Source organism: Nocardia cyriacigeorgica GUH-2 (genome assembly GCF_000284035.1).
Taxonomy (GTDB): Bacteria; Actinomycetota; Actinomycetes; order Mycobacteriales; family Mycobacteriaceae; genus Nocardia; species Nocardia cyriacigeorgica_B.
Genome location: NC_016887.1, coordinates 3,649,874 through 3,671,065 on the forward strand (window position 1 = coordinate 3,649,874; position 21,192 = coordinate 3,671,065).

The 21,192-nt window shown below is 69.2% G+C and carries 19 protein-coding genes and 1 riboswitch; of the genes, 7 read left to right on the forward strand and 12 right to left on the reverse strand.

Annotated features, from left to right (window positions below; translation table 11 throughout):
• Positions 1-327: 327 nt before the first annotated feature.
• The 5 genes from lnt to NOCYR_RS16375 form a co-directional block, all read right to left on the reverse strand.
• Positions 328-2,064 (reverse strand): apolipoprotein N-acyltransferase, encoded by a 1,737-nt coding sequence (gene lnt, locus NOCYR_RS16355; RefSeq protein WP_014351504.1) that lies wholly within the window; start codon positions 2,062-2,064, stop codon positions 328-330.
• A complete protein-coding gene (locus tag NOCYR_RS16360; RefSeq protein WP_193364721.1) occupies positions 2,054-3,658 on the reverse strand; it encodes an amidohydrolase in 1,605 nt (534 codons plus the stop codon). The genes lnt and NOCYR_RS16360 overlap by 11 nt, the downstream gene beginning before the upstream one ends.
• An 87-nt stretch (positions 3,659-3,745) precedes the next feature.
• Complete coding sequence (locus NOCYR_RS16365) at positions 3,746-4,228, reverse strand: FxsA family protein (protein WP_014351506.1); 483 nt, start codon at positions 4,226-4,228, stop codon at positions 3,746-3,748.
• An 81-nt stretch (positions 4,229-4,309) separates the two neighbouring features.
• Positions 4,310-4,969: a response regulator gene (locus NOCYR_RS16370; protein ID WP_014351507.1), complete on the reverse strand. Its 660-nt coding sequence runs from the start codon at positions 4,967-4,969 to the stop codon at positions 4,310-4,312.
• A 44-nt stretch (positions 4,970-5,013) separates the two neighbouring features.
• The gene (locus tag NOCYR_RS16375) at positions 5,014-6,180 is read right to left on the reverse strand and encodes a sensor histidine kinase (RefSeq protein ID WP_014351508.1); all 1,167 of its coding nucleotides are present in this window, start codon (positions 6,178-6,180) and stop codon (positions 5,014-5,016) included.
• A gap of 99 nt (positions 6,181-6,279) precedes the next feature.
• Between NOCYR_RS16375 and NOCYR_RS16380 the strand changes: the two genes are divergently transcribed.
• Positions 6,280-7,047 carry a TSUP family transporter gene (locus NOCYR_RS16380; protein ID WP_014351509.1) on the forward strand — a complete coding sequence of 256 codons (768 nt, stop codon included), beginning with the start codon at positions 6,280-6,282 and terminating at the stop codon, positions 7,045-7,047.
• Between the two features lie 2 nt (positions 7,048-7,049).
• On the opposite strand, the gene NOCYR_RS16385 is transcribed toward NOCYR_RS16380, so the two are convergent.
• Entirely contained in the window at positions 7,050-7,679 is a 630-nt protein-coding gene (locus tag NOCYR_RS16385) for a TetR/AcrR family transcriptional regulator (RefSeq protein WP_231855939.1), read from the reverse strand.
• A gap of 134 nt (positions 7,680-7,813) precedes the next feature.
• On the opposite strand from NOCYR_RS16385, the gene NOCYR_RS16390 reads away from it, so the two are divergent.
• From NOCYR_RS16390 to NOCYR_RS16400, 3 genes are read left to right on the forward strand one after another with little or no spacing between them, the layout of a single operon-like run.
• Positions 7,814-9,367 carry a TldD/PmbA family protein gene (locus NOCYR_RS16390; RefSeq protein ID WP_048834223.1) on the forward strand — a complete coding sequence of 518 codons (1,554 nt, stop codon included), beginning with the start codon at positions 7,814-7,816 and terminating at the stop codon, positions 9,365-9,367.
• Between the two features lie 17 nt (positions 9,368-9,384).
• Positions 9,385-10,767 (forward strand): metallopeptidase TldD-related protein, encoded by a 1,383-nt coding sequence (locus NOCYR_RS16395; protein WP_419538300.1) that lies wholly within the window; start codon positions 9,385-9,387, stop codon positions 10,765-10,767.
• Positions 10,767-11,855: a dTDP-glucose 4,6-dehydratase gene (locus tag NOCYR_RS16400; RefSeq protein WP_014351513.1), complete on the forward strand. Its 1,089-nt coding sequence runs from the start codon at positions 10,767-10,769 to the stop codon at positions 11,853-11,855. Before NOCYR_RS16395 ends, NOCYR_RS16400 begins: the two co-directional genes overlap by 1 nt.
• Here NOCYR_RS16400 and NOCYR_RS16405 read toward each other — a convergent pair.
• Complete coding sequence (locus NOCYR_RS16405; RefSeq protein ID WP_014351514.1) at positions 11,839-12,222, reverse strand: PPOX class F420-dependent oxidoreductase; 384 nt, start codon at positions 12,220-12,222, stop codon at positions 11,839-11,841. The two genes, NOCYR_RS16400 and NOCYR_RS16405, sit on opposite strands and share 17 nt — an antisense overlap.
• Before the next feature lie 30 nt (positions 12,223-12,252).
• Complete coding sequence (locus NOCYR_RS16410; RefSeq protein WP_014351515.1) at positions 12,253-12,807, reverse strand: PadR family transcriptional regulator; 555 nt, start codon at positions 12,805-12,807, stop codon at positions 12,253-12,255.
• A gap of 276 nt (positions 12,808-13,083) precedes the next feature.
• Here NOCYR_RS16410 and NOCYR_RS16415 point away from each other — a divergent pair, with 276 nt between their 5' ends.
• Both NOCYR_RS16415 and NOCYR_RS16420 read left to right on the forward strand, forming a co-directional pair.
• Entirely contained in the window at positions 13,084-13,659 is a 576-nt protein-coding gene (locus tag NOCYR_RS16415; protein WP_231855940.1) for a hypothetical protein, read from the forward strand.
• A gap of 165 nt (positions 13,660-13,824) precedes the next feature.
• Positions 13,825-14,544 (forward strand): glyoxalase, encoded by a 720-nt coding sequence (locus NOCYR_RS16420; RefSeq protein ID WP_014351517.1) that lies wholly within the window; start codon positions 13,825-13,827, stop codon positions 14,542-14,544.
• Between the two features lie 11 nt (positions 14,545-14,555).
• Here NOCYR_RS16420 and map read toward each other — a convergent pair whose 3' ends face one another.
• On the reverse strand, positions 14,556-15,323 hold the full coding sequence (gene map, locus NOCYR_RS16425) for a type I methionyl aminopeptidase (protein WP_014351518.1): 768 nt from the start codon (positions 15,321-15,323) through the stop codon (positions 14,556-14,558).
• Positions 15,324-15,400: 77 nt separating this feature from the next.
• On the opposite strand from map, the gene NOCYR_RS16430 reads away from it, so the two are divergent.
• Positions 15,401-15,664 carry a helix-turn-helix transcriptional regulator gene (locus NOCYR_RS16430; protein WP_014351519.1) on the forward strand — a complete coding sequence of 88 codons (264 nt, stop codon included), beginning with the start codon at positions 15,401-15,403 and terminating at the stop codon, positions 15,662-15,664.
• A 6-nt stretch (positions 15,665-15,670) separates the two neighbouring features.
• Here the strand turns inward: NOCYR_RS16430 and NOCYR_RS16435 are convergent, their stop codons facing one another.
• From NOCYR_RS16435 to NOCYR_RS16445, 3 genes are all read right to left on the reverse strand, one after another.
• Positions 15,671-16,054 (reverse strand): PPOX class F420-dependent oxidoreductase, encoded by a 384-nt coding sequence (locus tag NOCYR_RS16435; protein ID WP_014351520.1) that lies wholly within the window; start codon positions 16,052-16,054, stop codon positions 15,671-15,673.
• A gap of 103 nt (positions 16,055-16,157) precedes the next feature.
• The gene (gene cobN, locus NOCYR_RS16440) at positions 16,158-19,955 is read right to left on the reverse strand and encodes a cobaltochelatase subunit CobN (RefSeq protein ID WP_014351521.1); all 3,798 of its coding nucleotides are present in this window, start codon (positions 19,953-19,955) and stop codon (positions 16,158-16,160) included.
• 30 nt (positions 19,956-19,985) lie between these two features.
• Positions 19,986-20,095, reverse strand: a riboswitch (cobalamin riboswitch).
• Positions 20,096-20,129: 34 nt separating this feature from the next.
• The gene (locus NOCYR_RS16445) at positions 20,130-21,152 is read right to left on the reverse strand and encodes an NADP-dependent oxidoreductase (RefSeq protein ID WP_014351522.1); all 1,023 of its coding nucleotides are present in this window, start codon (positions 21,150-21,152) and stop codon (positions 20,130-20,132) included.
• Positions 21,153-21,192 lie beyond the last annotated feature (40 nt).

The window sequence follows — 21,192 nt, forward strand, 5'->3', positions numbered from 1 at the left end:
CGAGCACCACCCGGCAGGCGCGCACGCGCCTAGCCGTAGGACGTAGTCCACGAATGATGATTCGGAGCGTCATGGCGGCCGGATGGCCGGGGGTTCGGATTTGTTTCACTTCCAACGGCCTTGGCACAACGCCACTTTGGACAGCTACATTTTCGCTATCTGGCCGGGGCCGGAAACTTTACGACAGGAACGCCGGAAAAGCCGACGCCGGCGTGCCGGTTTCTTCGAGGCACGGCAATCGGCGGGCGAACTATCAATTCAGCGGTGCCCGAAGACCGCGCGTCCGATCGGACCGGACAGATAACGGGCGTTCGGTTAGCCGACCGCCTACAGAGCAGACGGATGCGCCGGAAATTCGGGTGAAGACGCCTGACCGGTCGGCTCGTTGCGCGGCCGGGTTCGCCGGCGGATTGCCGCGACCGCCAGCGCGCCCGCGGTGAGGATGATGGCCAGCCATTCCGGTGCCGCGCCGAGCCGGGTCGCGAGCGTCGTCGAGTCGCGCAACGGAAGCTGGGCGACCACCGCGGCGGGGACGAACAATTCGGTCTGCTGGCGCACCGCACCGTCGGCGGTGATCATGGCGCTGACGCCGGTGGTGGCCGCGACGACGAGCGCCCGTCCGTGTTCCACGGCCCGCACCCTCGACATGGCCAACTGCTGATAGGTCATCTCGCTGTCGCCGAAGGTCGCGTTGTTGGTCGGCACCGTCAGCAGCTGCGCACCGGCGGCCATGGAGTCGCGGAACGCCCGGTCGAAGGCCACTTCGTAACAGGTGGCCACGCCGAGGTCGACACCGTCGATGCGGACCGTGCCGTCGCCGTCACCGGGCACGAAATAACCGGCGCGGTCGGCGTATTCGGAGAACAGCCGGAAGAACCCGCGCATCGGCAGGTATTCGCCGAACGGCTGGATGATCCGCTTGTCGTGCCGCTCGGCCGGACCGGACTCCTCGGTCCACACCATCATCGAGTTGGTGGTGGTGCGGTCGTCGTTGACCAGCACCGCGCCGATCAGGATGGGGGCGCCCACCCGGCGAGCGGCGCGGGTGATGATGGAAGCGGCGTCGGCATTGCGCAGCGGGTCGATATCGGAGGAGTTCTCCGGCCAGATCACCAGATCCGGTTGCGGTGCGCGTCCGGCGGCGATGTCGTCGGCCAGCTGTTCGGTGCGGCGGGCATGGTTGTCGAGGACGGCGCGGCGCTGGGCATTGAAGTCCAGGCCGAGGCGGGGCACGCTGCCCTGGATGGCGGCGACCGTGACGCTCGCGTATCCGTCGTCCGGGCCGGGTAGCGTGGGGCGCAGCGCCAGACCCGCCACCGGCATGACCGCGATGACGAGGACTGCGGCCAGGCCCGCACGCCGTCGGCTCCCTGGGGTCGGTTCGGCCACGACTCGGCGGGTAGGGCCGGTACCGGCAGCCTCGGCGGCGTCATGCGCGTCGTCTGCAGCGACGGCGTTCTCGGCCGGCTCGCATACCACCTTCTGACCGCCCCGCACCGCCACCACCAGGGCAGCGATCCCGGTGCCGGTCAGCGCGACCGCGAAGCCGACCAGTGGCGCGCCACCGTAGGCGGCCAGCGGGAGGAACCAGCCATCGGCCTGGCCGAAAGCCAACCGTCCCCAGGGGAATCCGCCGAACGGGAAACTGGAACGACCCCATTCCGCGGTCGTCCAGGCCAGGGCGATCCACAGCGGCCAGCCCGGCAGCGTCGCGAGCAGCCGCGCCATCGCACCGAAGAGGCCGACATAGACCGCACAGGCCGCCGACAGCGCCAGCCACGGCACCGGGCCGACGTAGATGCCCGTCCACGGCAGCAACGGCAGGAAGAAGCCGAGCCCGGCCAGCAGGCCGTAACCGAAACCACCGCGCAGCCGGACCGCGCCACGCACGACGAGGGTGAGCAGCGCGATCCCGACCGGCGCCAGGAACCACCAGGGTCGCGGAGGAAAACTGCCGAACAGCAACAGACCGGCGACAATCGCCCCCGCCGCACGGACGAGAACCGGATGACGGTTGAGCACCGCTACCGGCCGCGACCAGAATCCGGCGGACTCAGCCGCCATAGATGGTCACTCCCCGGTGCACCGTGCGCAGGCAGCGCGGCAGCGCGTCGTCCGGGGTGAGCGAGGGCAGGCCGGGCACCCGCGAGCGCGGATCGGTCGACCAGCGCTGCACCGAATCGGCGGCCGCGGCCACCACGAGCTCACCGGCTTCCCAGACCGCGTATGAGGCGGGCGCGCCGGGCACCAGCGTGCCGGCCACGCCGTCGCGGACTCCGCCCGCGCGCCACGCACCCCGGGTGGCGGCGGCGAAGGCCGCCCGCGGCGAGACACCGTGACCGGGCGTGCGGTGCTCGGCGGCGGCGCGCACCGCGGCCCACGGATCCAGGCCGGTGACCGGCGCATCCGAGCCGATGGCCAGCGAGATCCCGGCCGAGGCCATGGCCGCGAACGGGTTCAGCCGGGCGGCGCGTTCGGCGCCGAGGCGCGCGGCGTACATGCCGTCGGGGCCGCCCCACGCGGCGTCGAAGGCGGGTTGCACGCTCGCGATGACGCCCCAGGCGGCCAGCTTGGTGATCTGCTCGGCGTCGATCATCTCCGCGTGCTCGATCCGGTGCCCGCGCGTGGCCACCGCCGGACCGCCGAGTTCGTCAACCACGGCGCCGATGCCGGCGACCACGGCGTCCATCGCGGCATCGCCGATGACGTGGAAGCCGGCCTGGATCCCGGCTTCGGTGCAGGCCCGCACATGCGCGGCGATCGCGTCGGCGTCCAGGTAGCCGAATCCGGTGCCCTCGCCGTCGGCGTAGGGTTCGCGCAGCCAGGCGGTGCGCGAACCGAGCGAGCCGTCGACGAACAGGTCACCGGCCAGGGCGTGCACGCCGAGCTCGGCCACCAGCGCCTTGGCTTCCTCGGCGCTGCGCACGGCCTGTCCCCAGTTGACGCGGACCTCCACGCCGTGGTCGAAGGCCAGCAGCTCGCGCACGTCGGTCTCGCCGGAGATCTCCGGGCCCGCGCATTCGTGCACGGCGACGATGCCGTGCGCGGCGGCGTGATCGAGGGCGGCGCGCCGGGCGGCGTCGCGCTGCGCACGGTCGAGCGCGGCCAGCGTCGCAGCGCGCACCAGATGGTGGGCCTGCGCGCGCAGTGGTTCGGTGCGGCTGAATCCGGTAGCGCCGCTCAGCTCGGGTACGGCGTCGAGCACGGCGGTGGATACGACGGCGGAATGCGCGTCGACGCGCGAGAGATAGACCTGCCTGCCGCGGTCGGCGCCGAGGGCGGCATCGATATCGGCGGCGGTCGGGGGTCGCTGTTCCGGCCAGCGGGTCTCGTCCCAGCCGTCACCGATGATCACCGCGCCCGGATGCGCTGCGGCGAAGGCGGTGAGCAGTTCCATGCAGTGGGTGAGCGAGCGCGCGCCGGACAGATCCAGTCCGGTCAGTTGCAAGCCGAGCGCGGTGGTGTGCAGGTGTGGTTCCACAAAGGCCGGGGCTACGAAAGCACCGTCGAGGTCGACGATCTCGGCATCGGGATGCAGTGCGCGGCCCACCCGGTCGGCGCCCAGCCACACCACGGTGCCGTCGGTGACCGCCATCGCGGTCGCGTCCGGGGAACTGGAACTGTAGATACGACCACCGACCAGCAACTGGGTACTCACGATCGACCAGTCTGCCAGTGCCGCATCCGCGCCCGGGCACCGGCGGGTGCGGCGCCGATCACCTCTGCGCCGAACTCGGCGCGGGCCTCAGGCGCCTTCGATGGCACGCCGGGCGCCGGGGCGCGGATCGTCGTACCACTCGGTGACGACGACGCCGTCGACCACATCATCACCATCGATGACGACCCCGCGGTAGGGCATGCGCGCGGCCACCCGCTGCATCCGGCGCGCGGCCACCGCCGCGACCAGCGGACGCAGCAGCGCCCGCGTCGGCGGCACGAGCAGCAGCAACCCGAACACCGAGGTGACCAGGCCCGGCACGAACATCAGCACGCTGCCTGCGGCCACCAGCGCACCGTCGGCCACGGCGGTGCCCGGGGTGATCTCGCCGCGTCCGGCGCGGCGGAACTGTTCGAACACCCGCCGGCCCTGTGAGCCGATGAGCAGCATTCCCGCGGCCGAGCAGGCGATCAGCACGAGGATGGCAGGCATCACGCCGAGCCACTGCGCGACACCGACGAAGGCGGCGATCTCGATGACGAGGTAGGCGAGGAATACAACTGCGGGCATGACGTTCCTTCCGGACGATCTACCCACTCAACGTCCGGGGCCGCGATTTTTCTCCCGGCCCGCGCACCCGGGTAGCCGAGCTCACCCGCCGGGGCGGACGAGTCCGGTTTCGTAGGCCAGCACCACCGCTTGCACGCGGTCGCGCAGACCGAGTTTCGTCAGCACCCGTCCGACGTGGGTTTTCACCGTCGCCTCGGACAGGAACAGTTGGGCGGCGATCTCGGCGTTGGAGCGACCTGCGGCGATCTGTTCGAGCACCTCGCGTTCGCGGGCGGTGAGCACGTCGAGCACGCCCGGATCGCGGGTGCGGCCGGGGTTCTCGCTGATCATGCGGTCGAGCAGGCGTTTGGTGACTTTGGGTGAGACCACCGCGTCACCGGCGGCGACGCTGCGGATGGCCGAGATCAGGTCCTCGGGCGGGGTGTCCTTGAGCAGGAAACCGCTGGCGCCGGCGCGCAGCGCACCCAGGGCGTGCTCGTCCAGGTCGAAGGTGGTCATGACCAGGACTCGGCTGCCGTGTCCGGCCTCGACGATCTGGGTGGTGGCGGTGACGCCGTCGACGACGGGCATCCGCACATCCATCAGCACCACGTCGGGTTTGAGCTCGCTCGCCTGGGTCACCGCGAGCGCGCCGTTGGCGGCTTCGCCGATCACTTCGATATCGGGGTGCGCACCGAGCACCATTTTCAGGCCCATGCGCATGAGTTCCTGGTCGTCGACAACGAGAACGGTGATCGGCACGCACCACAGCGTAGTGGGCGGGGTACGCGGTGCCGTCGGGCCGCTCAGTCGGGCTGCACCAGCGGGATGGTGGCCCGCACCCGCCAGGAGCCGTCGGGGGTGCGGCCCGCGTCCATGGCTCCGCCGAGCACCGCGACCCGTTCGCGCATGCCGGCCAGCCCGAGGCCGCTGCCGGTGATCCGGTTCTCCGGTTCCCGCACCGGCACGCCACCGGAGTCGGTGACCTCGATCAGCACATCGTCGTCGCGGCGTTGCACGCGCACCCAGGCCTTCGGGTGGGCGCCGGCGTGGCGCAGGGTGTTGGTCAGCGATTCCTGCACGATGCGGTGCACGCCGAGGCTGATCTCGGGGGCGATGTCGTCGAGTTCGCCGGTCATCTCCAGTTCCACCGCCAGGCCGGTGCCGCGCATCATCTCCACCACCTTGGCCAGGCCCGCGGTGCCGTGCTGGGGCAGTTGGTCGGGTGCGTGCTCGGTGCGCAGCAGGGCGACGGTGCGGCGCAGTTCGCGCAGCGCTTCGCGGCCGGTGGCGGCGATGGTGGTGACGGCCTGCTCGGCGGCATCAGGGTCGTGGCGCAGCGCGTATTTCGCACCGTCGGCTTGGACGATGATGACGCTCACCGCGTGGGCCACCACATCGTGGAGTTCGCGGGCGATGCGGGTGCGTTCGGCCGACACCGCGTCGTGGGCCCGGCGTTCCCGGTCGTAGTCGGCGACCGCGAGGCGCGCGGCGACCTCGGTGTCGTAGGCGTGGCGGGCGCCGATGAATTCGGCCAGCGTCCAGCACAGGGCGTACAGCACGACGACGAAGGCCAGGTCGGTCCCGGCGGGGAAGCCGGTCGCGAGCATCGACAGACCGGTGTCGAGGACCAGACCGACCAGGAAGAGCAGCCCCTCGCGGCGGCCGACATAGGCCACCAGGGTGTAGAGCATGATGCCGAGTCCGAGCAGCGCCACGTGCTCGGACTCCTCCTCGGTCAGATAGCTGACCGCCGTGGTGGTGATCGACAGCCCGAGCAGGGTCGCCGCCATCAGCCGCGGATAGACCCGGCGCAGGATCATCGGCAGCGGCAACACCAGCGACAGGGCCACGAAGGAGATTTTGTTGTGCGCGGTCGATACCCCGAGCACATCGAGCACCAGGAGCACTCCGGCGAGCATCGAGTCGGCGACGATCGGCTTGCCGCGAAGCCACAGACTGAACCTGCGCATGCCGTTCAGCGTATGGGTGGCCCGGCACCGGACCGCGCGGACGCGCACGCGATCCGCCCCGGTGGACCGGTCATGGGATGTTTCTGGTTGTCTTGGATCGTGGAGATCACCGACTGGGCGGTTCTGTTGACCGCGGCGACGGCTGCCGGCTGGGTGGATGCCGTGGTCGGCGGCGGCGGTCTTATCGTGCTGCCGACACTGCTGCTGGTGGCGCCCGGTATCGCCCCGCAGACCGCCCTGGGCACCAACAAGCTCTCCGCGGTGGCGGGCACGACCGCGGCGGTGGTGACCTTCTCCCGCAAGGTGCCGATCCGCTGGCGCGTGCTGCTCCCGGCGGCGTTGATCGCGGCCGTGGCGGCGGCGACCGGTGCGGCCGCGGTGTCGCTGATCGATCGTGACCTGTTCATTCCGATCGTGCTGGTGGTGCTGGTCGGCGTGGCGATCTTCGTGACCGCGCGGCCGTCGGTGGGCGTCACCCTCGCCACGCACCCGCCGACTCGCCGCAAGTTCATCCTCGTGGTGGCCCTGGCCGCCGGGCTGATCGGTTTCTACGACGGGCTGCTCGGCCCCGGCACCGGCACCTTCCTGATCATCACCTTCGCGACGCTGCTCGGCACCGAGTTCGTGCGGGCCGCGGCCATGGCGAAGGTGATCAACTGCGGATCGAATGTGGGCGCGCTGATCTTCTTCGGCGCGACCGGCCACATCCTGTGGGCGCTGGGCGCGGCGATGGCGGTGGGCAATATCGCGGGCGCGGTGGTGGGTTCGCGCATGGCGTTGAGCCGGGGCGCGGAATTCGTGCGGGTAGTTCTGTTGGTGGTGGTGATCGCGATGGTGCTGCGGCTGGGCTGGCAGCAGTTCGGCTGAGGTCAGACCCGCGCGAGCCAGGGCCGCAGGACCTCGGAGGTGGTCTCGTGAATCTTGCGCTGCAACCGTTCCCCGTCCTCGATGCCGATCTGCGGGCCCTGGAACAGCACCGTCAGCGCACCCGACACCGCGCCGACCACCGCACCCACCAGCGCGGCCGCTCCGACCTCGTCGAATTCGGCCGGGAACGCCGCGTGCAGCTGCCGGGCGATCTCGCGCTGAGCCACCAGCTGCGCGTGGGCCGCGCGCCCGCTCACCGCGGGGACGGTGCGCGAGACCTGCGCGCGCAGCGCGGCGATGCGGGCGTAGAGATCGTCGATGAGGTGTTCGCCGGGATTGTCGCCGGCCGCGCGTAAGGCACGTAGCAGCACTTCCACCGGACGCTCCCCCGGCCGCCGCGAGGCGATGGCGACCACCGCGGCGCGGACCCGGTCATCGGGTTCGGGAAACAGCAGCTCTTCTTTACTGGCGAAGTAATTGAAGAAGGTGCGGGTGCCCACCTCGGCGACGGCGGCGATATCGGCCACGGTCGTTTCCTCATAGCCTCTGGTCTCGAACAGTTCGACTGCGGCCTCGAGCAGAGCGCGGCGGGTACGTTCTCGTTTGCGATCACGGAGGGCGGAAGGCGGCACGCGGGCACAGTACGACATCTGCTCGCGTGGGCGTGGTAGGCGCGAGCACCGCGTCCCGCTTCGATACCACTGTGCAGGCCCGCGGTATTCGGCGGCGGCTGTCGGTGGCACCGGCTACCGTGTGCGGGGTGAGCATCCCGACTTCCGGCGAGAGCATCGGATCCGGCCGCGCGCCGCATCGTGTCGACGCCGAATTCACCTCGCTGCCACTGGTTGCGCTGGCCGACGCCGCGCTCTCGGCCGCCACCGCGGCCGGTGCCTCGCACGCGGATCTGCGGGTGCATCGCCTGGTCACCCAATCCATCCGGTTGCGCGACGGGCGGGTGGAAGCGGTCACCGATGCGGCCGAACTCGGCCTGGCGGTGCGCGTGATCGTCGACGGCACCTGGGGTTTCGCCTCGCATGCGGCGCTCACCCCGGAATCGGCCGCCGAGGTCGCGCGCCGCGCCGTCACCGTGGCCACTACGCTGCGCGCGCTCAACCGCGAACGCGTCGAACTGGCCGACGAGCCGCGCTACGACGGCGTGGAATGGGTCTCGGCCTACGATCTCGACCCGTTCACCGTCCCCACTACCGACAAAGTGGCACTGTTGCAGGAGTATTCGCAGCGGCTGTCGGCCGCCGACGGCGTCGACCACGTGACCGCCTCGGTTCTGCAGGTCAAGGAGCAGACCTTCTACGCCGACACCGCCGGCTCCTCGATCACCCAGCAGCGGGTGCGGTTGCATCCGCAGCTCGAGGCGATCACCGTCGACTCGGCCGCCGGGGTGTTCGAGACGATGCGCACGCTGGCCGCGCCGGCAGGGCGCGGTTGGGAGTACGTCACCGGAGCCGACGGAATCTGGGACTGGGCGGGCGAACTCGCCCGGATGCCGGAATGGCTGGCCGAGAAGGTGAAGGCGCCCAGCGTCGTCGCCGGACCCACCGACCTGGTCATCGATCCGACCAATCTGTGGCTCACCATCCACGAATCCATCGGCCACGCCACTGAATACGACCGCGCCATCGGCTACGAATCCGCCTACGCCGGTACCTCCTTCGCCACGCCTGATCTGCTGGGCATGCTCCGGTACGGCAGCCCGATCATGCACGTCACCGGCGACCGCACCGAACCGCACGGACTGGCCACCGTCGGCTACGACGACGAGGGCGTCGCCGGGCAGCGCTGGGATCTGGTGCGCGACGGACTACTGGTCGGCTACCAGCTCGATCGGGTGTTCGCGCCCCGCCTGGGCCTCGACCGTTCCAACGGCTGCTCCTACGCGGACTCGCCGCACCACGTGCCGATCCAGCGCATGGCCAATGTGTCGCTGCAACCGGACCCGCACCGCGACACCAGTACCGAGGAGCTGATCGCCCGGGTCGAGGACGGCATCTACATCGTCGGCGACAAATCGTGGTCGATCGATATGCAGCGCTACAACTTCCAGTTCACCGGGCAGCGGTTCTTCCGGATCCGCGACGGCAAGCTGGACGGGCAGCTGCGCGATGTCGCCTACCAGGCCACCACCACCGATTTCTGGGGCGCGATGGAAGCCGTCGGCGGGCCGTCCACCTGGCAGCTCGGTGGCGCGTTCAACTGTGGGAAGGCGCAGCCCGGTCAGGTGGCGGCGGTCAGTCACGGCTGCCCGTCGATCCTGGTGCGCGGCATCAATGTTCTCAACACGCGGACGGAGGCGGGGCAGTGAACGGGACCGGCGCGGCGATTGTGCCCGGTGGGGCGGTAGTCGAACAGGCGCTGGGGCTGTCGAAGGCCGATGAGGCGATGGTCATCGTCACCGACGCGCACGAGGCGTCGCTGCGCTGGGCGGGTAATTCGATGACCACCAATGGGTCATCGGTGTCGCGGCAGTGGGCGGTGGTGTCGGTGTTGCGGGAGGGGCCGAACCTCGCGCGCGTCGGCAGCGTCACCGCCACCAGCGTGGACGGCGCCGACATCGAGGCAGTGGTGCGGGCCAGCGAACAGGCGGCGCGCACCGCCGAGCCGGCCCGCGACGCGATGCCGCTGCTCGAGCCGGGCGATTTCGGCGAGGCCGACGAGTGGGCCGGTGAGCCCGGGCAGACCGGGATCGAGGTCTTCACCGGGCTGGCCGCCGACCTGGCGCACGGGTTCGACGGTACCGACACCCTCTACGGTTTCGCCCACCATCAGATGCACACCACCTGGCTCGGTACCTCCACCGGCCTGCGGCGACGCTATGTGCAGCCCACCGGTTCGGTGGAGATCAACGGCAAACGCGGCACCGGCGCCGATCTGGCCAGTGCCTGGGTGGGCGTGGGCACCAGCGATTTCACCGACGTGGACACCCCGGGGCTGCTGGCCGAGCTGTCGCGCCGGTTGGACTGGTCGGCGCGGCGGGTGGAGCTGCCGGCCGGACGGTACGAGACGTTGCTGCCGCCCTCGGCGGTCGCGGATCTGATGATCTATCTGGCGTGGACGATGGAGGGCCGCGGCGCGCACGAGGGCCACACCGCGTTGTCGGCGCCCGGCGGTACCCGCATCGGTGAGCGGCTCACCGACCTTCCGCTCACCCTGTATTCCGATCCGAGCGCGAGCGGCCTCGAATATCGTCCCTTCGTGGCCACACCGGCATCGTCGGAGGCGCTGTCGGTGTTCGACAACGGACTGGCGGCGCAGCGGGTGGACTGGTTGCGCGAGGGCGTCATCGAATCGCTGGTCTATCCGCGCGCCACCGCCGCCGAATTCGATGCCCCCACCACGGTTCCCGGCGAGAACCTGCTACTCACCGGCGGTTCGGACGCCACACTCGAGGACATGATCGCGCGCACCGAACGCGGTCTGCTGCTCACCACGCTCTGGTACATCCGCGAGGTCGACCCGGCCACCCTGCTGCTGACGGGGCTGACCCGCGACGGGGTGTATCTGATCGAAAACGGCCGGGTCACCGCCGCGGTCAACAACTTCCGCTTCAACGAAAGCCCGCTCGACCTACTGCGCCGCACCACCGAAGCCGGCGCCACCACCCTCACCCTCCCCCGCGAATGGAAGGACTGGTTCACCCGCACAGCCATGCCACCCCTGCGCATCCCCGACTTCCACATGTCCTCGGTCAGCCAGGCGACGTAATGGCCCCGGTCTACCTCGTGACCGGCGCGGCCGGCTTCATCGGCGCCAATTACGTCCACCTGCTGGCCCAGTGGGAGCCCCGCGCCGAGATCGTCGCGGTGGATCACCTCGGCTTCGCGAGCAATCTCGCCAACCTCGACCCGGTTCGCGATCGCATCGTCTTCGAACGGGCCGATATCGCCGACGCCACCGCGATGGCAGCGCTCTACCGGCGATACGCGCCGGAGTACGTGGTGAATTTCGCGGCCGAATCGCATAACGACCGCGCGATCATCGACCCGTCCGCGTTCATGCGCAGCAATGCGTTGGGCGCGCAGGTGCTGGCCGAATGCAGTCGGCGGGCCGGTGTGCGGACCCATCTGCACGTCTCGACGATCGAGGTGTACGGGGAGTTGCCCGCGCAGGAGGCGTCGTTCACCGAGCGCAGCCCGCTCAATGCCAAGACGCCCTACTCGGCGGCGAAGGCGGCCGGTGATCAGATCGTGCGGGCCTACATGTGCACCTACCCGGATCTCGATATCCGGATGACGCACTGCGCCAACAATTACGGCCCGTATCAGCTGCCGGAGAAGCTCATCCCGCTCGCGGTCACGAACGTGCTGCGCGGGCGCAAGGTGCCTGTCTACGGCGACGGGTTGCAGCGGCGGGACTGGTTGCATGTCGCTGATCACTGCGATGCGGTGCACCGGGTGCTGCACGCCGACCTCGGGCCGGTCCCCGACGCCGCGGGCACCGATCCCGGACTGCTGCCGATCTTCGACATCAGCGCTCGGCACGAGGTCAGCAATCTCGACCTGGCGCGCCGCATCGTCACCGAGCTGGGGCTCGATCCCGGTGACTGGATCGCGCATATCCCGGATCGGCCGAATCACGACCACAGATATCTCATCGACCCCGCCAAGCTGGAAACCCAGCTCGGCTGGCAGCCCTCGCACGAGTTCGAAGCCGGGATCGCCGCGACGGTGGCCTGGTATGTCGCGCACCGGGATTGGTGGGAGCGGGTGCTGGCCGAGAAGGGTGAGCTCGCGGTCGACTGGTCCACGACGGGACAGGTTCCGGCCGCCCCGGAGGTCAGCTCGCGGGGGTGATCTCGATGCCGATGGTGCCGGATTTGCCGCGGCGCAGATTGCTGCCGAGGATCACCAGCGGTCCGAGCAGGAAGTACTTCTTGCGCAGCAGCCGGCGGACATGCTCGGTCTCGTCGGCGTCGAGGATGCGGGCGGTGCCGTCGATGGCGGCGCCGTGCGGAGTGCCTTTGGCATTGCACGGTTGCAGGGTGACCGCGGGGTTGCGGCGCAGGCGCTTGACCTTCCAGCTGTCGGTGACCGTCCAGACGAAGATCTTGCCGTCGTCCGCTGCGGCCCACAGCGGCGTGGGCACCGGGGTGCCGTCCTTGCGGAAGGTGGTCAGCAGAACGTAGTCGGCCTTTTCGACAGCTGTGCGCGCATCGCTCATACGGCCAACCGTAGGCGATGCACGCGCCGATCACCCGTCGTCGGCCATGCGGTACTCCCCCGCCTCCAGCCGGGCCAGCACACCGGAGGTCCAACCGAACAGGTTCTCGAACACCCCGCTCCACAGTTCCAGCAGGTCGGTCGCATGCGGCGCGGAGTATCGGCCGGGGAAATCCGGGACCATCGCGAGCAGGTCGTCGCGCACCTCTCGGCTGCGCCTGCGTTGTTCGCGGAGTTTGGCGATCACGTACGCGCGCGGCAGGGCGTCCATGAAGGCGATGGCCGCACCGAGTTCCTCCATATCAATGCTCACGAGGGCCGCGTCCATGAGGGTGCGGAATTCGTCCTCGCCGGCTGCGGTAAGTTCGAATATCGTCCGGCCGGGCCCGTGGCTGCTGCCCTCCGTGCCAAGGGCCCGCAGCTTGCCTTCCTGAGTCAGCTGTTTGAGCGCGTGATAGATCGAACCCGGTTTGACGTTGGTCCAGGTGTCGGCCCGCCAGGACAGCAGCTCCTGCCGCACCGCGTACCCATGGGTGGGTTGCTGCCTGCGCATCACGCCGAGCACCAACAGCCGCACCGTCGACATCGGACTCCTTCCGGGGTTCGGCGTTCCCGCCGCCGAGCCGCTTACCCCGCATGGTAGTCAAACTTGACCTCAGGTCTGTGCAGCCGCCCCCGAAAACGGTCGAATCAATACACGCGAAGGTCGCCGCCGAATCGAATACCGGCGATTTCACAATTCTTCCTATCGCCGAGAATTGATTGTTTACAAAGTAGCTCGAGGGAATCGCGCAGTATAGACGATTCCTGGCGCGAGCGCGACAATTATTCGTATCCACTGACGTTCGTCGGGGGGACGCCATTGGATATCGGCACCATGAATGGAACAACGATGTTTATCAGGAAATTGGTGGCCACGGCGATTATGGCCATCGCCGCCACCGGTATAGCCACTGCCACCGCACAGGGCCAGGCAGGAGTGGCAGCAGGACCCAGTTTCACGTCGGCCAGCGGACCGGTCGCCTATACGATGACCATGGCCGCCGACCATTCCAGCGCAACGGTCGCGTTGACCTCGGGCACCTTCGAGATGACACCCGGCGCGATCACCGTCAGAGCCAGTGACGGCACGGTCGTCGGCGCGATTCCGACAACTCTGCGCATGGAAGCAGGTCAAAGTTTCGAGGTGACTCCGGCTGTCGACCGGAGCGGCACCGTGCTGACCCTGACCCCGACAGCGGGGCCGGCACCTGAAGCGATGACAGCCGAGCCGGTCGCGTTGCAATCGATCGGCAATGCCGGAACCATCGCCGCGGGCATTGCCATCGGCTGCGTCGTGGGCATCGTGCTCCTGTGGTGGTTCTTCTTCCCGGCCGGCGTCATCATCGGCTGCGCAATCGGGGCCGCGATCGGTGGAGCCATTGGCGCGGGGGTCTGACCGATCGACAACCACCCTCTCCGCAGGTGAAAGCCAGAAGAGGAGGTCTCCGGGCCGAGCGCATACCGCTCGGCCCTTTCGTCGGCAAGGCGGTACTCAAGTTTGACTTCTACATCCGACGAGCCCTAGAGTCTGGTAGTCAAACTTGATTACGGAGGTTCCCGAATGGACGACACCCCCGTCCCCGTACTTCTGACCAGCGACCTCACCCGAACCCTCGAGTTCTATCGGGCCCTCGGCTACACCGTCACCCACGAACAGACCCGCCCCTACGTCTACGGCGCGATCGAGGCGAATGGTTGCGCCCTGCATTTCACCTCCCCGCCGCGCGAGGGCGATTTCCCAGAGGAATGGGTCGGCTGCTTGGTAATGGTCGACGATATCGCCGGACGGCACAAGGAATTCACCGCAGCGCTGCGCGCCCACTTCGGAAAGGTGCCCGCGAAAGGCCGGCCGCGCATCACCCGATTCCGCCCGGGCCAGTCCCGATTCACCCTGGTAGACCCGGACGGCAATTCGATCATCTATATCCAGCACGACGAGCCACCGAAGACCGAATACGGCGGTTCCCCCGAACTGTCCGGATTGACCCGGGTACTCGACAACGCACGCATCCTGCGCGATTTCAAAACCGACGACCAAGCCGCTGCCCGGGTATTGGAAGTCGGTATCGGCCGGTATCGAACGACCGCACCCGCCATTGACCTCGCCCGAGCCTGGGCCGCGCTCGCCGAGATCGCCGTGGCGGCCGGCGACGAGCAGCGAGCGGCCGCCTGTCGCGACGAGATGCGCGCGGTCCCGCTCACCGACGACGAGCGCTCCGCCATCGCGGCCGACGCGAATGCGAGCGAGGCCCTGCGGGAGTGGCTCGACGAAAGGCAGTGAGCCGCCTGCGATCAGGCGGCCAGGGTCAGCACTCGCGGCCCGTTCTCGGTGACGGCGATAGTGTGCTCGGAATGCGCGGTGCGTGAACCATCGGCCGATCGGATCGTCCACCCATCGGGATCGGTGACAATACGGTCGGTGGTGCGCGCGAACCAAGGCTCGATGGCGATGGTCAGCCCCGGCCGCAGCGGGAAGCCACGGCCGGCCCGACCCACGTTGGACACGTGCGGGTCTTCGTGCATGGTGCGCCCGAGCCCGTGCCCGCCGAATTCGTTGTTGACCGGGTATCCGTAGGCGGCGGCGACCGCCGAGATGGCGGCGGATATGTCACCCATCCGATTGCCCGGCCGCGCCACCTCGATGGCCGCTTCCAGGGCTTCCTCGGTCGCCCGCACCAGCCGAAGGTCCTCCTCGGCGGCGATACCGACGACCACGGTGGTCGCCGCATCGGCGACCCAGCCGTCGATGGAGACGGCGAGATCCATCGTCAGCACATCGCCGTCGCGCAATGCGTAGTCGAACGGAAGACCGTGCAGCACAGCGTCGTTCACCGACAGGCACACGGTATTGCGGAACGGCCCGCGCCCGAACGACGGCGCGTAATCCCAGTAGCACGACTGCGCACCACGCTGCCGGATCCGCTCACGCACCACCGCCTCGAGATCCAGCAGATTCACCCCGACGGCCGCGCGCTCGCGCAGCTCGGCCAGGGTCTCGGCGACGAACCGCCCGGTCACCGCCATGCGCTCGATCTCCTCGGGCGACTTCAACTCGACCATCACAACCTCCACATCGACATCTTCGGTATTTTAATACCAGATTGCGGTATTTAAATACCAGCCGTAGGGTGGTCGGCATGGTTCGTCTGCCCCTGACTCCCGCCCAGGTGGAGGCCGGTCGCCGCCTCGGCGCCCGCTTGCGTACCGCGCGCGCCGGCCGCGATCTCGCCGACGTGGCGCGCGCCGCGGGCATCTCCCCGGAGACCCTGCGCAAGATCGAAACCGGCCGCCTGCCCTCCCCCGCGTTCGGCACGGTCGTGGCGTTGAGTCAGGTACTCGAGCTGCCGCTGGACGAGCTCGCGGCCACGTGGACGTCCGCCGCTCTGGCCGAATCGGCCTGATACCGCTCAGGAGCCGCGTTCGGCAATCGCGATACCTACCGACGCCTCTGCGCCACGCAGCAGCCGATGGCCGCGAATGGCAAGGGCGCCGAGGACGCCGTACTTGCTCGCCACCGTGTCGCGGACGTGCCGGGTACCGTCGGCGTCCAGGATCGTCGCGGTGCCGGTGTGCACCTCGGTGCCGACGGTGCGGCCGCGGTTGTCGCATTCCTGCAACAGCACCCGCGGATCGCGTCGCATCCGCCGGACCTTCCACGATTCCCGTGTAGTCCAGATCAGGATGCGGTCGCCGTCAGGTGCCACCCAGACCGGCGTCCCCACCGGCGTGCCGTCCTTCTTATAAGTGGTGAGCAGCGCGTACTTGCTGGTTGCCAGGTCGTTCCAGGTCATGCCGAAAACGCTAGGCGCGCCGCCGGACCAGGACATCCGCCCGGAAACGAATCCGTGGCTACGTCCGCAGGCGTAGGGACCGGGCGACATCGCGTCCGGTCGCTTACTCCAGCTCGCCCTCGGTCTCCAGGTAGATCTGGCGCAGGCGATCCAGTGTCTGCTGCTCCGGCGCATCCCAGAGTTTGCGCTCGGCCGCCTCGAGCAGGCGTTCGGCGATACCGTGCAGCGCCCATGGATTGGACTGCTGCATGAACTGGCGGTTGACCTCGTCGAAGACGTAGCTTTCGGCGAGCTTCTCATACATCCAGTCCGCGACCACGTCGGTGGTGGCGTCGTAGCCGAACAGGTAATCCACCGTGGCCGCCATCTCGAAGGCGCCCTTGTAACCGTGCCTGCGCATGGCCTCGAGCCAGCGCGGGTTCACCACGCGCGCCCGGAAAACCCGCGAGGTTTCCTCGGACAGAGTGCGAGTGCGCACCGCGTCGGGGCGGGTGCTGTCACCGATGTAGGCCTCGGGGTTCTTGCCGGTCAACGCGCGCACGGTGGCGACCATGCCGCCGTGGAACTGGAAATAGTCGTCGGAGTCGGCGATATCGTGCTCGCGGGTGTCGGTGTTCTTGGCGGCCACGGTGATTCGCCGGTAGGCGGTACGCATATCGTCGGCGGCGGGAGCGCCGTCGAGGTCGCGGCCGTAGGCGTAGCCGCCCCACGTGGTGTACACCTGCGCGAGGTCGTCGTCGGTGCGCCAGCTCTTGGAGTCGATGAGTTGCAGCAGGCCCGCGCCGTAGGTGCCGGGTTTGGAACCGAAGATACGGGTGGTGGCGCGGCGTTCGTCTCCGTGCTCGGCGAGGTCGGCCTCGGCGTGAGCGCGCACGTAGTTCGACTCGACGGGTTCGTCGAGGGCGGCCACCAGGCGGACCGCGTCGTCGAGCAGGGCCAGTACGTGCGGGAACGCGTCGCGGAAGAAGCCCGAGATGCGGACGGTGACGTCGATGCGCGGACGACCGAGTTCATCGGGCGAAATCACCTCCAGAGTGGTGACCCGGCGACTGGCCTCATCCCACACCGGCCGCACCCCGAGCAGCGCCAGCGCTTCGGCGATGTCGTCACCGGAGGTGCGCATGGCGGAGGTGCCCCACACCGAAAGGCCCACCGAGCGTGGGTATTCGCCGTGATCGGCCAGATAGCGCTCGAGCAGCGAATCGGCCATCGCCTGGCCGGTCTCCCAGGCCAGCCGCGACGGGACGGCCTTCGGGTCGACGGAGTAGAAGTTACGGCCGGTGGGCAGGACGTTGATCAGGCCGCGCAGCGGCGAGCCGCTCGGACCAGCGGGGATGAAACCGCCGTTGAGAGCGTGCAGGACGCGGGCGATTTCGACGCCGGTCTCCCGCAGGCGTGGCACCACCTCGGTCGCGGCGAAGCGCAGGACGGACTTCACCGCCGCTACGCGCCCACCGACGGCGACGCCACCACTTTGCGAAGCGGCGACCTGGTCGGTCGGGATGCCGGCATCCGCCGCGCCGCCGACGCCCGCCGTACGAGCATCCGGCTCGCCCGCGGCGTCGGCGACCAGGGTGTTGTTCGCAGTGCTGTCGCCCGCATCCGAACCGGCGCGATCGGTCGCATCATCGGTTCCCCCCGCGACAATCGCGGTCGCGAAGTCGTTCACCAACGGCTCGACCGCGTCCACCGACCAGTTCTCGGCCTGCAATGCCGCGAGCAGTTCACGTGCACGAGCCTCCACCACGTCGACCCGCACGCGGGCTTCGTCACCGGCTTCGCTGAGCCCCAGCGCTTCCCGCAGTCCCGGCACGTTCTGCTCGCCGCCCCACAGCTGACGGGCGCGCAGCATGGCCAGCACCAGGTCCAGCTCCATCTCGCCCTCGGGTGCCTGGCCGAGTACGTGCAGGCCGTCGCGGATCTGCACGTCCTTGATCTCGCACAGCCAGCCGTCGACGTGCAGCAGCATGTCGTCGAAGGACTCTTCGTCGGGCCGCTCGGCCAGGCCGAGGTCGTGGTCCATCTTCGCCGCGCGCATGAGCGTCCAGATCTGCTGGCGAATGGCGGGCAGTTTGGCCGGGTCGAGTGCGGAGATATTGGCGTGCTCGTCGAGCAACTGCTCCAGTCGCGAGATGTCGCCGTAGCTTTCGGCGCGCGCCATCGGCGGGATCAGGTGGTCGACCAGGGTGGCGTGGGCGCGGCGCTTGGCCTGGGTGCCCTCACCGGGATCGTTGACCAGGAACGGGTAGATCAGCGGCAGATCGCCCAGGGCGGCGTCGGTGCCGCAGGAGGCGGACATACCGAGGGTCTTGCCGGGCAGCCATTCCAGGTTGCCGTGCTTACCCAGATGCACCATGGCGTCCGCGCCGAATCCGCCCGCCGACTCCGGCGCCGAGAGCCAGCGGTAGGCGGCCAGGTAGTGGTGGCTCGGCGGCAGATCGGGGTCGTGGTAGATGGCCACCGGGTTCTCGCCGAATCCGCGCGGCGGCTGCACCATCAGCACGATATTGCCGAAACGCAAGGCGGCGATGACGATTTCGCCCGCCGGATCGCCGGAACGGTCCACATACAACTCGCCCGGCGGCGGCCCCCAGGCCTCGACGACTGCCTCGCGCAGGTCCTCCGGCAGGCTGTCGAACCAGGCGGTGTAGGTGGCGGCGCCGATGCGGATCGGGTTGCCCTCGAGTTGTTCGGCGGTGAGCCAGTCCGGATCCTGACCGCCGGCGGCGATGAGGGCGTGGATCAGGGCGTCACCATCTTCCTCGCCGAGTCCGGGTACCTCAATCGGATCGCCGAGATCGTAACCGGCGCCGCGCAATTCGTTGAGCAGCCGGATCGCGCTGGCGGGGGTATCGAGGCCGACGGCATTGCCGATGCGGGCGTGCTTGGTGGGGTAGGCCGAGAGCATGATCGCCAGGCGCTTGCGCTCGGCGGGAATGTGTCGCAGGCGCGCGTGCCTGGTCGCGATGCCCGCGACCCGGGCGGCCCGCTCCGGGTCCGGGACGTAGGTGGACAGGCCGTCGGCGTCGAATTCCTTGAACGAGAACGGCACGGTGATGATGCGGCCGTCGAATTCGGGGACCGCCACCTGCGTTGCCACATCCAGCGGCGAGAGGCCGTCGTCGTTGGCTTCCCACTGTTCGCGGCCGGTGGTCAGGCACAGGCCCTGCAAGATCGGCACGTCGAGTTCGGCGAGCGCGCCGACATCCCAGGCTTCGTCGTCACCGCCGGCCGACGCGGTCGCCGGCTTGGTGCCGCCCGCGGCCAGCACGGTCACGACCAGGGCGTCGGCGGTGCGCAGGGTGTTCAGCAGTTCGGGCTCGGCGGTGCGCAGCGAGGCACAGTACAGCGGCAGCGGGCGCGCGCCTGCCTCTTCGATGGCGGTACACAGCGCGTCGATGTAGGCGGTATTGCCGGCCAAATGCTGGGCCCGGTAGTAGACGACCGCGACCGTTGGGCCGTCGACGTCGGCGGCGTCGCGTTCGAGCTCGCCCCAGCTGGGCAGCTGGACCGGCGGCTCGAAGCCGTGGCCGGTGAGCAGCACGGTGTCGGACAGGAAGTTGTGCAGCTGCCGCAGATTCTGCGGACCTCCGGCGGCGAGGTAGTTGTGCGCGTCGGCGGCGACACCGGCGGGCACGGTCGAGCACTCCATCAGCTCGGCGTCGGGCGCCAGTTCACCGCCGAGCGCGACCATCGGCACACCGCTGGCCCGGACCGCCTCGAGCCCCTCTTCCCAGGCCCGTTTGCCGCCGAGGATGCGCACGATGACGAGGTCGGCGCCGTCGAGCAGGGCGGGCAGATCCTCCACCAGCAGTCGCGCCGGGTTGCCCCACCGGTAGTCGGCGCCGCTGGCGCGCGCGCTCAGCAGATCGGTGTCGGAGGTGGACAGCAGCAGGATCACGGGTGAGACCTTCCTCGGGTGACGCGCCCAGCGGGTTAGCGCTCGCCGGAGAGGGTCTGGCTGTTCACAGTGGCGCGACCGCACCGGAATTTCACCGGTTTCCTCATCGCCCGCCGAGCCCCCGGATGCTACCGCGCGGGCCGTGGGCTGCCCGCAGCGCCCGACCGCTTCCGGTCAGTGCGCGACGCGCACCAGCAGCTTCCCCACGTTCTTGCCGACCAGTAGACCTTGGAACGCCGGAACGGCCTGCTCGAGGCCGTCCACGATGTCCTCCAGATAGGCGAGGCGACCGTCCGCGACCCATCCGGTGGCCTGGTCGAGGAACTCCCCCATCTGGGTCGGCGCGAATTCGGTCTGGATGAACCCGCGCACGGTGAGGCTCTTGCGCAGGATCAGCCCCATGAGCAGGCCGAGCCGGTCGGGGCCTGGCGGCAGTTCGGTCGCGTTGTAGGCCGCGGCGAGTCCGCAGACCGGAATCCTGGCGAAGCTGTTGAGCCGCGGCAGCACCGCGTCCAGGACCGCGCCGCCGACATTCTCGAAATAGACGTCGATGCCGTCCGGGGTGGCGGCGGCCAGCTGCTCGGCGAAGTCGTCGGCGCGGTGATCGATCGCGGCGTCGAAACCGAACTTCTCGGTCAGCAGCCGCACCTTCTCCGGCCCGCCCGCGATGCCGACCGTCCGGGCCCCCTCGAGTTTCGCGATCTGCCCGACCGCCGAACCCACCGGCCCCGTCGCCGCCGCGACCACCAACGTCTCCCCCGCCTGCGGCTTACCGATATTGCGCAGCCCCGAGTACGCGGTGAACCCCGGCATCCCCAGCACACCGAGGGCCGTGGTGACCGGCGCCTTGTCCGGATCGAGCTTGCGCAGATACGCCGCCGATTCCAGCGAATGCGTCTGCCAGCCCCCGTACCCGAGCACGATATCGCCGGGCCGCACCGCACTGTCGCGCGACTCGAGCACCCTGGACACGGTGGCGCCGACCATCGTCGCGCCGATCGCCACCGGCGGCGCATACGACGGTGCGTCACTCATCCGCCCGCGCATATACGGATCCAGCGACAGATACAGCGTTTGCAGCAGCGCCTGACCGTCACCGGGCGCGGGCAATTCGACGGTCTCGGTGCGAAAGTTCTCCGGCTGCGGCGCACCGACCGGACGGGACGCCAGCACGATCCGAGTGGTCTCGACAGACACGATTCCTCCTGTGGGTCGGCGTATGTTCGATCATGCGCCT